The sequence below is a fragment of the Kordiimonas lipolytica genome, from assembly GCF_001550065.1.
Window position 1 is genome coordinate 146913 of the sequence record NZ_LRUB01000035.1, and the last position, 14316, is coordinate 161228.

Sequence of the window (14316 nt, forward strand, 5' to 3'; positions counted from 1 at the left end):
GCCTTATCTTGCAACTGCCTGATCTTGCAACTGTCTGTCAGGCTGCTTTTCCGCTTGTATATATAAACTAGACTGCATAGTCTAGTAAATTATCGAGGCAATGGTTCCGTAACGTAAAATTATGCCCGATGCGTTTGATAGCTTGCATATGGGGCAATTGGTTTGGTATTTGTAGACTATCTAGTCTAAAAAATATGCATAGCTGACTTGTCAGAAATTTGCATGTTCGGGAGTGAGGGGCTATTGAAGCCCAAATGGACTGGAAAGTCGGAACAGAAAAAAGGCTGATAACCGTGTCGAATACCGCACTGGCGCAAAAGGGCGCAGAAGATCAGAGTAAGCCCTCGCGCGGGCGTCCACGCGATGTGGAAAAAAACAGAGCTATTATAGATGCCGCGAGCAGGCTGTTTCTTGAGAATGGTTTCGACGGTACCAGCATGGATGAAGTGGCGAAAAGGGCCGGGGTATCCAAGCAAACTGTCTACAGCCATTTTTCGTCGAAAGAGCAGCTGTTCGGTGAGTCGATCCACATTACCATCGAGAAATATTTCCCAGATCAGGCATTGCAGGAAGTGCGCAGTCATACGCTGGAGGCCGACTTGACAGCCGTGTCTATGCGTTTCGCTCATCTGTTAATGAGCCAGGATGCCATGGCTATGCACCGTGTGCTGGTGTCTGCTGCACCGCGGGGGCCGGAACTTGCCCAGATTTTCTGGGAAGCAGGGCCGGCCGAGATGATCGTCAAGCTATCCGCGTTTCTCAAATACTGGGTGGACAAAGGCGAGCTGGAAATCGATGATCTGGAAAAAGCTGGCGCGCGCCTGATCTCGCTTTTGAAAGGCAAGCCTCATTTCGAAATGGAAATCGGTCTGCGTGATAGTGTGAGCGATGATGTCCTTGAAGCCCATGTAGTTGACGTGGTGAAGTGCTTTATCAAACTATATCGTAAAAGCTGACGGGGCGATCACCCCATAGAAAAAGCCGCCTGGTCAAACCTTGGGCGGCTTTTCTTTTGATATCTTTGGGCGTCTTATTCGGTGCCGTCGGTCGATTCCATCCCGGCGCCCTTCAGGTCCTCGCTTGAATAGCGGGCGTTGTCGCTATCGCCCTTCAAGTTAGACGGCAGGCTTTCCACCTGCGCTTCGGTCCGTGGGCCAAGCGTTGTGTCGAACACGATTTCATCGCCATCGCTGGAGCAGGCCGCAAGGGCAAACAGGGCTACAGCTGGGATCAGTTTTTTCATGGGTACGTCCTCAATCATGATTTGCGGCGGACTTTGCCCTAAAATTATGGCGGCTTCAAGCCCGTGTGCGTGCTTATTTTCTTGACCCCGCAGGGCGCTGGTGCTTGAGTGCCGCCCGGCAGATGGCTGGATGGCCGCCGCTACCTCAGGGTAGGGGAGGAAAGTCCGGGCTCCACGGAAACACGGTGCCGGTTAATGGCCGGCGAGGGCGACCTCAGGGAAAGTGCCACAGAAAGCAAACCGCCTGATCCGTCAGGTAAGGATGAAAGGGTGCGGTAAGAGCGCACCGCGTCCCTGGTAACAGGGATGGCAGGGTAAACCCCACCGGGAGCAAGACCAATAGGGATGGTTGCCTTTAGTGGCAGGCGAGTTTCTGCGCCACCGTCCGGGTCGGTTGCTTGAGCGGCATGGCAACATGTCGCCTAGAGGAATGGCCATCACCAGCTTGCTGGTACAGAACCCGGCTTACACGCCATCTGCCGCTATTTCCTCAGCGTTATACTGTTGCGTAAAATTACTGTTTTACGATAATTTGTCGCAAAGCATGCACGGCCTGTCGCAATTTGCTGTCGGGGCCCCTATCTATTTCTATGGTTTAACCCAGCGGGGCAGGGGTGTGATGTGTTTGTCCCGGTGAAACAAGAACAACAAATCAACAGCGAGGATATCCTGATGAAATTGAAATCAGTTGCCAGAAATGCGCTGGCGGGCGCCAGCATGCTTGCCATGTCTCTTTCCATGTCGACCGGCGTGTTCGCCGAAACTTGGGTCGAAAAAAGCAATGAATACTCCCAGCAGCTCCTGAACCTGATGGGCAAATATCAGCCTGAGTTCGCGGCCCAGGTGGGCGTGACCGGCGTTGAGGCGAATGTCTTTGACCTCAAGGAAAACGTCGTGGACCGTTACCGTGCGGACTCGATGGAAATTGTCGCCACGCTGAAGGCTCAGATGGCCAATGAAACTGATCCCGCGCTTTTGCAGGATATGGCCATTATGGTGAAGGCACTCGAAGACGGTGCCAAAACACTTGAGCTACAGAATAGCGCGCAGCTGCCATACTTCAATGTGCCGCAGATGATTTTCGGTGGCTTCCAGGCGCTTCTGGGGCCCGGCAGCGATGCATCGCGCCACGCTCAGGCGGTCACGCGCCTGAAGCGCTATGCCGGCCTTGAGGACGGCTATACCCCGATCGTTGAGCTCGCGATGGCCCGCACGCGCGAGCGGATGGGCAACATGGAGCTGAAGGGGCCCTATATCAAGGAAGTCGAGCAGGACCTGGAACGTATGCCGACCTTCATTGATGGCATCGACAGCCTGTTTGAAGGTGCGGGCCTTGAAGGCTGGGAGGATGCCGTCGCGACACTGAAGGAACAGCTGGCCGACTACCGCGCCTTTATTGAGGATGAGATCAAGCCCCGTGCCCGCCAGAACGCGCGCCTGCCGCGTCCGCTTTATGAAGACGCCCTGAAGGCAACCTGGGGCGTGGATGCAAGCCCTGAGGAACTGATCGAGCTCGCCACCCTTGGCTATGCCAACATCAAGAATGAAATGAAGGCGCTTGCGGTGCTTGTCGCTGAAGAAAAGGGATACGCGAGCCACGACTACCGCGACGTGATCGCGAAACTGAAAGAAGACAATATCCCTGGCGATCAGTTGAAGGAATTCTATGAGGACGTCATCGCCAAGCTTGAAGAGATCGCGATCCGCGAAGGATTGGTGACGATCCCTGAGCGTGACGCCCAGGTGCGTATCATGACAGCGGCAGAGACGGCCCAGCAACCCGCGCCGAACCTGCAGCCGCCACGTTTTGTGAATTCCGGCCCGAAAGAATATCCAACCTTCCGCCTGCCGCTTCTGAAAAAGAACGAGGACGGTAGCTGGAAGGCGACCGATGAGACATTCCGTGCCAACGCCTGGACCCTTTCGGCCCACGAAGCGCGCCCGGGGCACGAGCTTCAGTTCGCATCCATGGTTGATAACGGTGTATCGCTTGCGCGTCAGCTTTACGCTTTCAACAGCACCAATGTGGAAGGTTGGGCGCTTTACGCTGAGGCAATCTCCAAGCCTTATATGCCACTGGATGCCCAGCTCGTATCGCTGCAGCACCGGCTTCTGCGTGCAGCGCGTGCATTCCTCGACCCAATGCTGAACCTTGGTCTGATCGATGCGGTCGAGGCCAAGCGCATTCTGACCGAAGATGTGATGCTGTCGGATGCGTGGGCACAGAATGAGATTGAGCGCTACACCTACCGCATCCCGGGGCAGGCGCCCGCCTATTTCTATGGCTACAGCAAGCTGCAGGCCTTGCGGACAGAGGTTGAACTGGCACTCGCTGACAAGTTCGACGCCAAGGCTTTCCATGACTTTATCCTGGCCCAGGGCCTGCTGCCGCCAATGCTTATGCGTCAGGCGGTGATGGAGCGGTTCGTGCCGTCCCAGCTTTAAAAGGCACAGGTACAAGAAATCAGCGAAGGGGTGGCCAGTGGCCGCCCCTTTTGCTTTGACCTGTCACAATTGTATACAATTGGCGCGATAGGTCTTCCAATTTCGCTTCTGCGCGCTACAGTCTCTCCTTGTCAGAATTCTTGCAAGTTTCAGGGGAAGTAAATGCGCCGATATATGTCCATGATGGTTGCGCTCGTATGGGTGGCCTTGGTGTCTGTGCCGTCAACTGCGGCTGAGTTCGCAGAAGAGATCAAGGGGCTGGAACATAAGCCTGGGTTGATCGATCTGTATGTCGATCACGCGAAAGCTCGTGCGCTTTTGGCGCTGGATGGGCCGGATGGAGACGGTCAGATGGGCCGCTATATCTACGCCACCTACCTTACAGGCGGGCTTGGATCGAACCCTATGGGTCTTGACCGCAGCGTGCCGAATGGCAGCGACATCATCCAGTTCCGGCGGGCCGGTGCAAAGGTCATGGCAGTGATAGAGAATACCCGTTTCCGGGCGACCGCAGACAATGTTGCGGAAAAGCGCGCAGTGGAAACAAGCTTTGCCAAGTCCATCATCTGGTCCGGCGACATCATTGCCACGGACGAAGTTTCCGGCAAAGTGCTGGTGGACATCAGCAGCCTTCTGATGCGTGACGCAACGGGCGTTGCAGCGCGGTTGGGTGATACCGGGCAGGGTAGTTTCTCCATCGATAAGGACAGATCCTATATCGACACGCGTGCAGCCTTCATGTTCCCTATCAATGGTGAGTTTGATGCCCATGTGACATTCTCGGGCAAGAAGCCTGGGCCGGAAGTGCAGGCGACAACGCCTGTGCCGGAAGCTGTGACCCTGATCGCGCATACGACCCTGCGTGAACTGCCGGCTGATGGCTACAAGACACGCCGCTACGATGCCCGTGCAGGCATTCTGAGCATGGGGTATATTGATATGTCTGCAGGCCTGGACGAGGATGTGGTGACCGTTCTTGCACGGCGCTACCGTCTTGAAAAAGATGAAAGCGGTAATGTCATCAACCCGATCGTCTTCTATATCGATAACGGTGCGCCGGAGCCAATTCGCAGCGCGCTTCAGGAGGGTGCAAGCTGGTGGGCCGATGCATTCGCGGCCGCTGGCTTCCCCGGTGGCTACAGGGTGGAGATATTGCCCGAAGGCGTGCACCCGCTGGATGCGCGCTATAATGTGGTGAACTGGGTACACCGGGCCACGCGCGGTTGGTCCTATGGTGCGGCATTATCTGACCCGCGTACCGGCGAAATCCTGCGCGGTGTTGTGCTGCTGGGCTCCTTGCGTGTGCGCCAGGATATCAAGATTTTTGAAGCGCTCGCGGGAGCCGGAAAAACCGGCACAGGTGTGGCTGACGATCCTGTGCAGATTGCACTCGCGCGTATTCGCCAGTTGGCGGCCCATGAAGTCGGCCATGCCCTTGGCTTTGCCCACAATATGGCAGCCAGCACCTATGGCGGTCGGGCCAGCGTTATGGATTATCCTGCACCTGATGTTCGCGCCAACCCTGATGGGACGCTCGATTTTTCAAATGCCTACGGCGTGGGCATCGGCGCTTGGGACAAATGGACCGTGAATTTCCTGTATGGCGATTACGGCAATCAGGATGACCAGGCAGCGCAGGCGGCCCTTGTGGCTGAAGCCGATAAAGCGGGGCTGATTTATGTCACTGATCCAGATTCCCGCTCTGTTGGCACAGGCAATATTCGTGGTGCCTTGTGGGACACAGGTGAAGATGCGCTTGAAAGCCTCGCGAACACCATGACTGTTCGCCGTATCGCGCTGGACCGCTTCGGTGACGGCAATCTGCGACCGGGTGAAGATGCGACAGCGCTTCAAACCAAATTCGTGCCGCTCTACCTCTACCACCGCTATCAGCTGCAGGCAGCGGCGAAGCTTATTGGTGGGGCCGATTTCGCTTACCGCGCTGAAGGCGATGGGCGAGCGCTTCCAGTGCGCGTGTCTTGGGATCGCCAGCAGGCGGCGATCGATGCGCTTCTGGATACACTGTCCCCGGAAACGCTTGATGTGACTGAGCCGGTTTTGCTTGCCCTGTCGCCCCTTGGATACGGCGAGGGCGATCCGCAGTTTGGCCGCGAAACTTTCACGTCCGCGACCCGGCCAATGTTCGACCTGATGGGCGCGGCATCCGTGGCGGTGGATCTCAGCTTCGACGCGCTTCTGGCGCCCCGGCGATTGGCACGCCTGCATCAGCAGGGGCTGTTGGCAGACTATCCCGCGCTTGAGCAGGTGATGGCAGACATCACCGGGGATATGTTGGGCAAGCATCGCTCCGATGCCCGCTCAGAAGCGCTCCGGCAGCTGGTTGTTGGCCAATATGCCGAGCGGCTGATCACCCTGACACTTGGTCCGGATATTGCGGTCGGGGTGCGGCAGGCAAGCCGCGCCGCGCTGATGGGTTTGAAGAGGCAGGTCTCCCGTGCCCGCCGTGCGGCTCCGGCCTTCAGTGACGGCCTAGTGGCGCGGATCGATGATGCACTGGCTCGTGCGCGTACCCCTGCGGTAAGTCAGCCTGTGGCGCCAACCATTCCGCCGGGAAGCCCCATTGGTGGGGCCGAGACCTGCTGGCACTGTGCGCCTGATCAGTAGGCGATGCATATAGTCGGACCGGATGAAGGAGCCTGCGGGCTCCTTTTTTGTTGCCCGGTGCGATGGCCTTGATGGTTCCGGGCTGGTTCAGCATGGGCCGCTGTCACGCGACAGTAATTATGTCCCAAAAACCTACCAGATGATGTAGCCGCGCCAATTCCGATACATATTCGATCAATTTGGAGCAACTGCACTTGGTGGAAAAACGACATTAATTCTGTCCTGAAAAAATCGGACAAAATTAGTGTCGTTCACGCATTTCGGAGATGTTAGCGTGTCCGCAAGGGCAGGGGAAGCGGACCTCTAGCTCTGGTGAGCTGAATGTCGGCCCATCGCCAAAAGCAGTCCAGATTCATTGTGGACCAAATAAAGATCGATTGCAGGACCCTATTGACTGGGATAACCGCAAAGCAGATCCTTGCGGCGTGGATTGTTCCCAAGAGTGGCCCACCCAGGAAATCTGTGAGACCGTGTCTGGAAGTCTTGTCATCCAAGCTAGGTAGAAACTGTCTGCGCAGTAAGAACTCCTGAATTTCCAGAAAGCATAGCTCGATTTAAAACTGGGCTTTTGATGTTTGGATCAACCGCATGGACTGCCGGATTATAGTGAGTAACTGAACGGCATCCTATGGGTTATTCGGCTTTCCGTCGCTCAATTGTCGTTCCATGAACACCGAAAGTGGATCTGCGGCATAGGGAGGAAATGCCTCCCGCTCATGATAGCCCTGACGCCGATATAGTCCGAGCGCCTCTGGCTGGCTCACTCCAGTCTCCAACTGAATCAATTGAATGCCTGCCGCGAGTGCGTCAGCTTCGATTGCATGAAGTAGGCGCCTGCCAATTCCTGATCCCCTAGCGGACGGAGACACGAACATTCGCTTAATCTCTGCAGTGTCTTGGCCGGTCTTCTTCCAGCCGCCGCAACCCACCAGCTTGCCATTGTCCCGCGCAACAAAGAGGCGAAAGTCAGCGCGCTCCAGCTCATCAATATCTATCATATGATTGCTCTCTGCTGGATACAGGCTTGCCATGTAAGCGTCAGATGCAGCTATGAGTTCTAGGACATCATCCTGGCGGGCTGGTTCAATTTGAATAACGATCACCACAAATTCCAATCTGTTTTTCGATTAAGGCTGTTTGCCAAGTTGAAAGATTCCATGGACCTCAATCGAAACGAAGGGGCCAATTTTAAACGCTTGTCGTGTGAAACCTAGACACGGGGCATCATCTTGGAAATGTACATACTGGCCACAAGACGTTCAATCCGGTGTCGACAGGTCGCGGCGCCGCATAGTGGGGCACCTGCCGCAAACGCTATCTGTTCCTTTGTTCCTCGATACCGTGCTCGGATCATCAGAACTATTGATCACTACATTTCGTTAAGGCGAACCCCTGTGTCCAATGGTTCACAACCGGCCACCAAAAAACAAGGGGGCTCTATGGCGTTAATGGGAGCCAATTCTATCTAGGTGGCGATATGGCAAGGAACACGGTACTCCAGAGTTGCGCAGCGTTTGACTCAGTCAAGTGCGCTTGTCCTTGGCCGTAGGGTGCTGGATGGAAGGTGCCGCCTTCGTAGTTCCAGGACCACAGTTCAGCAGTTTTAACAGGATGGCCATTTTGGATAGCTGTCCACAGTTCTTTTTGGAAGCCAAGTAGTTGGTCGCGTGTCGATTTTGGCAAGTCCTTACGGTTGATCTGGCGGTCTAGTCCAGCAGCCATCATGGCTTGTTGCCATGGCCATACTACTGGCCCGTGATAGTGGCCCTTAGTGAAGATCGATTGCACTTCCGCATCTGCAAAAGCCGGGTTAGATACCAGCATGCCGACAGGGGTCATAAGCCCGGCAGGAAACGGTTGCCGTATTTGAAAAATGACTTTTTCAAGTTGGTCAATTTCGGGATCACTGAAAAATAGGAGGAATGCCGGATCTGAGTGAACTACGGAAACCGGTTCACCGTTGGTGTCTAAAGATAGGGCTGGGAATTGTACCAGTCCTTCAGACATCGATTTTGCTGCGATTGAGGGTATGCCGTTTTCTTTGGCATATTCATCGATTTTGGCCTGTGCTGTAGAAGGCTGCAGTGAAACTTCAAACAACGCTGGCGCATGATCGGTCCAAACTTGGGCCATGACTGCGGCTCTTTCTGCCAAGCCTTCGTCAGCAATGAGATTAGCGCGAGCCAGGTCAGCTATAGCCTCCAACGCTGCAGGAACTAGTACAGCGTTTACATTATATGGGTAGCGGCCATTCCCAAGGCCTTCTTGACTGTCGCGCCATTCGCCAACTCGGGAGCCATCCTTGATCCGAATCAAATTCTCGAAAACAGGATCATTCACAAAAGGCTGGGCGTGGTTTAATACATATTCCACGTTGCGCGCAAAAAGGTCGCTAAAAGTTGCTCCACTTGGAGATTTTTGGATTAGAAGTTCTTTTAGATGAGCAGCCTGATGTTCCCCCATAGCCATATACTTGGCCAACATAGGGGCGAGCAAGTAGCCCTCGTCGATCATGGCATAATCATAGACAGGATCTGCAGCGGCATGACCTGTTTCGTCCATGTGTCGCATGACAGCAAATTCTGCGATCTCTTCTTCGTGTGCCACTTGCCCATTTGGCGCCAGCCGGTTGAGGACCGAGATAATGGCGGCGTCTATTCCTTGGGGCTTGAGCGTCGGCATTAGAAGGGATGTAGACAGAAGAGTGTCTCGACCAAAGTATGTGTTGAACCGCCAGGAACCTGCGAGCATTTTCTCCTTATATGTGAGAAACGCAAGTATGTTGCGGGACAAGGGATCGTCTGCGGCTGTAGCGTTCAGCAGTTCCCCAGGCGCAATGGGTGTGAGAGGGGTATCGCCGGTGAGTGCCTGCATCTGAAATCGGATCAGAGAATCTTTGCCTGCAATTAATGTAATCCGACCGTCGTCTGCATGGCTAATTGAACCCGAAAGCATCTTAAGAGATAGTGCATATCCGCCCAAGCCGTCCAGCCGTTCACGAGACCAAACAATATCGTTAGCTTGCTGCTTCACTGAAGGGGTCAATCGAGAGTCAACCGTGGCCTCATGCATATATGTGCGAATGGCTCGGATATTGCCTAGGACAGCACGATTTATGGTCAGGGAGGAGGCTTGAGCCGTAACTGTGGCTTCGATGCCATATAGAGGTCCCGCAGGCGTTTCTTTGCTTATTGGCGAAATAAACTCTAGCGGACGCCAGTTTGCCGCCTGCTGCTGTTCATCGAACCATAGGCTTACGCCACTATTTCCGGCAGGAAACGCGACAATCAGCCGTGGTTTTGTGCCAGATGTCAGCACTGTATGCGCTGCCGATGAGCCGGAGCGATAGAACTCGTTGTAGATTTTGCCCTCGGTAACGGAAAAATGTAGTGGTGCCTCTTGGGGCTGGCTGGATGGCGATAGAGGCTGTTCCGCCATTGCAGGATCGGCAACGCAAGCCAACCCGGCCTGAGATAAAGCAAGTGCAAAAAATGCTGCGGATAAATGCTGAGGTATTCTTATCATGAAAATTTCGTCCTTAAATCCGATTGCAGCTCATTCTAGTGGGCTTCAATGATTGTAGTGGTGCTTTTACGGAACAGAAAAAGCGTGATCAAAAGCAGCGTCATTGGAACGAGGGACAGGTAAAAAGCCTGGGTCCCGCCTACTGCTTCGAAAACAGCTCCCGTGATCAGGGATCCGGTCGTGCCGCCCAAAGCGGAAAAGATGACAATCAACCCAGTCATTTCAGAGTGCTGGTACGTCGGAAGCGCTGTCAGTACGGCCGAATTGATCGCCGGATATATCGGCGCCAGAAAAAGCCCGATCAGCGGAAAGATATAGGTGGCCGGTGGCGCGTCAAACCAGGTGACATCCACGTTGGGGACGACACCTTCTGCCATTGGCAAGCTGATTAGAACCAGCGCACCCACGGCCAGGACACAGACATTCAGAACCGGGTACCAGTCAAACCGCGCCATCAGGGCCCCTGCGGAAAACCGCCCAAGCGCAAGGCTTGCGGCAAAGATGCTGGTGGCCTGAATGCTCATGCTGGACGGCAGGTGCAGTACCTCTCGGTTGAAGGTTGGCAGCCATGTGCCGATACCCTGTTCGATCAACACATAAAGGAAAGCCGACATAACGAAGATATAGCCAATGGGGCGGATCACGAGCCGTAGCATATCCATGAAATCCTGCGCAAGCGTGCTGCCCTCATGGTGCGCGCCGCTTTCATCAAACGGCGTCAGGTGAATAAACAGAATGCTAAGCGCCGTCAGACCGGCTAGCCACCAGTAGACATCAAGCCAAACAGGCGAGCCAGGCGCTGCATCATCGACGAAAGAACTGAACAAGGCGTAGCCCACCAGGACGCCGACCATGAACATGCCCTCAAGCGTATTCATGAAACTGGCGTGTTCCTTCCGGCTATAGGTGATCAGCCCGACGGAGGAGTAGACCGACACTTTCACGAGGGCGAACGACACGCCCACAGACAGGAACAGAATCTTGGTGGTCAGGAATGCAGGCACCAGCGGCATAGCGAGGCATGCCAGCGTTACGATACCAAGCCCCGTCATCATCGAGTTGCGGAAACCGAAGCGCGGCAGGAAGGATGCAACCAGAAAGGAGACGATCGCGATCGGCAGATCCTTGAAGCCTTCAAGAATGCTGGCACCAACCTTGGAAACGCCAAACGATTCCTGAACTTGGAGGATTACGGTCCCAACGCTGTTCAACAGAATGGCGAAAACAAAATAAACCAGAAACAGAGCAAACTTGATTCGCCAGTTATGCGTGAAACCTCCCACGGAACTCTCCTGTATTTCTCTTGCATGGTTTTTTGACATGCGCACTACAATAACAAGCTTGCAATCGATTGCAAGCTTGTTATTGTAGTGCGCCTCTTCTTCCGCCTCACGGTTCGTAGCGGAAGAATGCAAAAGGGATGCCGTAGTAAAGGATTGGAGTATTGTGAATTTGAAGCGCCTCAATAAACCGAATGCGCCAACGTTTCTGCCGGATGACTGGCGGCTGATGGAGAGCGGTTTCACGCCCAGCACCCAGGCTGTCAGTGAAACTCTTATGGCCCAGGCCAATGGCTATCTGGGCACCCGTGGCACCTTTGAAGAACCTGTGGCACCCGGCACCCATTCGATCGAGGGCACTTATCTGAACGGTGTCTACCTCAGGGAACCTATCCACTATGACGAATCCGCGTTTGGTTTCGCCAGCCACAACAACAAGATGATCCTAGTGCCCGACGCCAAGCGAGTGACCCTGACTGCCGGCGGCGAGACATTTGTTCAGGGCGACAGTGAACTTGACGGCCAGATGCGCGTCCTTGATATGCGCGACGGAATGCTGACCCGCACTAGCCGCTGGGTGACGCCGAATGGTATGCTGAAGATCAACTGTCGTCGTTTTGTATCGATGGCTGAACCTGGGCTGATGGTCATTGACTATCAGGTCAATTCTGTCGACTTTGTAGGGCCTGTCTCGCTGACCACGGGCGTCGGAGCCAACTATGGTGGCGCGCGTGAGGGCTTTGATCCGCGCGCCGGCGCCCTGTCTGTAGGAGCGTGTCTCGACAATCCTGTTGCTGACAAGAAGGCGGGTACGACGCTCGTCCTTCATGATGTGCGCGACAGCGAGCACGTCGTTGCCTCAGCATATCAACTGAATATCGAAAGCGATGCCGAAATCCTTGAATCGAAAAGCTGGCGCGAAGATAGTTGGGCAACGTGCCTTGAAGGTGTGCTGTCCCCCGGCCAGTCGCTCCGCGTGATCAAGTTTGTTGGTTATGGTGACTTTGACAAGGCCTCAAAGGAAAGCAACACCCAGCGACTAATTGCCAATTTGACCAACTGGGCAAGCACCGGCTTCGACACACTTTACCGGGCGCACAAGACCTGTTTTGACAGCTTCTGGAGTGGCGCTGACATCTCGGTGGACTCCGATGACCCGGTCGAGCAGGGCATCCGGTTCGGCCAGTATCATTTGTTCACCAGCGTTGGCAAAGACGGCAAGCGGGCCTTGGGTGCCAAGGGGCTGACTGGCCCCGGGTATGATGGCCACTATTTCTGGGACACTGAGATTTATGCTGTGCCTTTCTTTGTGTTTACCGACCCCGCTGTCGCCCGCTCGCTGATTGAATATCGTATCGGCACACTTGATGCCGCCCGCACCCGCGCCCGTGAGATGGGGCACAAAAGCGGTGCTCTGTTCCCCTGGCGCACCATCGGGGGGGAGGAATGCTCAAGCTTCTTCCCGGCGGGCACAGCGCAATATCACATCAATGCCGCCATCGCCTATGCCGCCATCCAATATGTGCTGGCAACCGGCGATAGTGACTTGTGGCTTGAGGGCGGTGCCGAGCTTTTGTTTGAAACCGCTCGGCTTTGGATGGGCCTTGGGCACTTCAGCGCCCACAAGGGCGACGCCTTCTGCATCCATGAGGTTACAGGGCCGGATGAATATACCGCCATGGTAGACAACAATCTATATACCAACATGATGGCCCAACATCACTTGCGCGAAGCTGCCGAACTTGCGGGACACATGGCGCAAGAAACGCCAGATACCTACAAGGCCCTTTGCAAGTCCATTGGTCTCACACAGACTGAAGTTCAAGCCTGGTTGCGTGCGGCTGACGCCATGTATCTGCCCTATGACGAGACCCTGGGCATTCATGAACAATGTGACGGCTTCCTCAACCGCCCCGAATGGGATTTTGACGGAACACCCACCGAGAAATACCCCCTGCTGCTGCATTATCATCCGCTGGTGATTTACCGCCATCAGGTTTTGAAGCAGCCGGACGTGGTGCTGGCGCAGGTCTTGCTGCCACACCTTTTCAACGAGTCTGATAAGCGTCGCAACTTGGCCTATTATGGGCCGCGCACCACACATGACAGTACGCTGTCTGCCTGTATGCATGCTGTGGCACACGCGGAAAGCGGTGACCGCAAAAAGGCCTATGCTTTCTTTGAAGAGACCTACCGCATGGACCTGGAGAACCGTCACGGCAACACCCACTATGGCAACCATATGGCCTGCATGGCGGGGTCCTGGATGGGGCTGACCTATGGATTTGCCGGCATGCGGTTCGTGGGCGGGAACCTCTCGTTCCAACCCTATCTGCCCGATGGCTGGTACCACTATGCCTTCAAGGTGCAGGCTGCAGGTACCACACTAAAAGTTCTGGTCACCGAGGATGAGACCCGATTTGACAATGAGGGTGCCGCCGAGCTTCGCTTCACCCACTATGGCAACACCGTCACCTTGCGGGGCGGCGACAATATCGCCCTGCCTAATGCATGAGTTTTGTTTGGAGTATCCACATGGCACAGAAAGCCTGCATCTTTGACCTGGACGGCGTGATCACCGACACGGCGCATTATCATTTTCTGGCCTGGCGGCGCCTGGCACAGTCGTTGAATATTCCTTTCGACGAAGAGGACAATCACCGTCTCAAAGGCGTGGGACGGATGGAATCGCTCGCCTATATCCTCGACAAAGGTGCGCGCACGGTCTCGGATGACGAGCTCGCCAGCCTTGCCCACCAGAAAAATAAAGACTACCAGGACCTGATCACGGGCATTTCGCCTACAGATCTGCTGCCCGGCATACTGGACGCTTTCGCATGGCTGAAGTCACATGGCTGGCTGGTCGGGTTGGCCTCCGCTAGTCGAAATGCGCCACAGGTGTTGGCAGGACTAAAGATCACCGAACAGTTCGACTATGTTGCCGACGCCGGTGCCATCCCGAACGGCAAACCCGCGCCCGACATCTTCCTTGATGTAGCCAAAGCCTTCGGCCTGTCCGCCAGTCAGTGCGTGGGCGTGGAAGATGCTGTCGCTGGCATCACGGCCATCAAGAGCGCAGGCATGTATGCTGCGGGCATTGGTGACGCAGCAGTCCTCACTGAAGCCGATATTGTGCTACCGACGCCCGAGGGCCTGCCGGAGCAGGTGTTTTCAATATTCTAAAGGTGGGGACGCCGG

At 55.1% G+C, this 14316-nt stretch carries 9 protein-coding genes and 1 other RNA gene; 6 read left to right on the plus strand and 4 right to left on the minus strand.

The annotated features are described in order from the left end of the window. Positions 1–293 precede the first annotated feature (293 nt). Positions 294–956 carry a TetR/AcrR family transcriptional regulator gene (locus KORM41_RS18550; RefSeq protein WP_197421273.1) on the plus strand — a complete coding sequence of 221 codons (663 nt, stop codon included), beginning with the start codon at positions 294–296 and terminating at the stop codon, positions 954–956. A 74-nt stretch (positions 957–1030) separates the two neighbouring features. Here KORM41_RS18550 and KORM41_RS18555 read toward each other — a convergent pair whose 3' ends face one another. After that, entirely contained in the window at positions 1031–1261 is a 231-nt protein-coding gene (locus KORM41_RS18555; RefSeq protein ID WP_231727329.1) for a hypothetical protein, read from the minus strand. 100 nt (positions 1262–1361) lie between these two features. Between KORM41_RS18555 and rnpB the strand changes: the two genes are divergently transcribed. From rnpB to KORM41_RS18570, 3 genes are all read left to right on the plus strand, one after another. Continuing rightward, an RNA gene (gene rnpB / locus KORM41_RS18560) (RNase P RNA component class A) lies at positions 1362–1727 on the plus strand. Between the two features lie 188 nt (positions 1728–1915). Further along, positions 1916–3688, plus strand: coding sequence for a DUF885 domain-containing protein (locus KORM41_RS18565; protein ID WP_068152534.1), 1773 nt, complete (start codon positions 1916–1918; stop codon positions 3686–3688). A 162-nt stretch (positions 3689–3850) separates the two neighbouring features. After that, a complete protein-coding gene (locus KORM41_RS18570) occupies positions 3851–6313 on the plus strand; it encodes a zinc-dependent metalloprotease (RefSeq protein ID WP_068151919.1) in 2463 nt (820 codons plus the stop codon). 626 nt (positions 6314–6939) lie between these two features. On the opposite strand, the gene KORM41_RS18575 is transcribed toward KORM41_RS18570, so the two are convergent. The 3 genes from KORM41_RS18575 to KORM41_RS18585 form a co-directional block, all read right to left on the minus strand. After that, a complete protein-coding gene (locus KORM41_RS18575) occupies positions 6940–7419 on the minus strand; it encodes a GNAT family N-acetyltransferase (RefSeq protein WP_068152538.1) in 480 nt (159 codons plus the stop codon). Between the two features lie 355 nt (positions 7420–7774). Beyond that, a complete protein-coding gene (locus KORM41_RS18580) occupies positions 7775–9838 on the minus strand; it encodes a hypothetical protein (protein ID WP_068151922.1) in 2064 nt (687 codons plus the stop codon). Positions 9839–9873: 35 nt separating this feature from the next. Continuing rightward, positions 9874–11121 (minus strand): MFS transporter, encoded by a 1248-nt coding sequence (locus tag KORM41_RS18585; RefSeq protein ID WP_231727330.1) that lies wholly within the window; start codon positions 11119–11121, stop codon positions 9874–9876. A gap of 163 nt (positions 11122–11284) precedes the next feature. Here KORM41_RS18585 and KORM41_RS18590 point away from each other — a divergent pair, with 163 nt between their 5' ends. Together KORM41_RS18590 and pgmB are read left to right on the plus strand one after the other, a co-directional pair. Further along, positions 11285–13633, plus strand: coding sequence for a glycoside hydrolase family 65 protein (locus tag KORM41_RS18590; protein WP_156432054.1), 2349 nt, complete (start codon positions 11285–11287; stop codon positions 13631–13633). Between the two features lie 20 nt (positions 13634–13653). Then, positions 13654–14301, plus strand: a complete 648-nt coding sequence (gene pgmB, locus KORM41_RS18595; RefSeq protein WP_068151926.1) for a beta-phosphoglucomutase — start codon at positions 13654–13656, stop codon at positions 14299–14301. Positions 14302–14316: the final 15 nt, after the last annotated feature.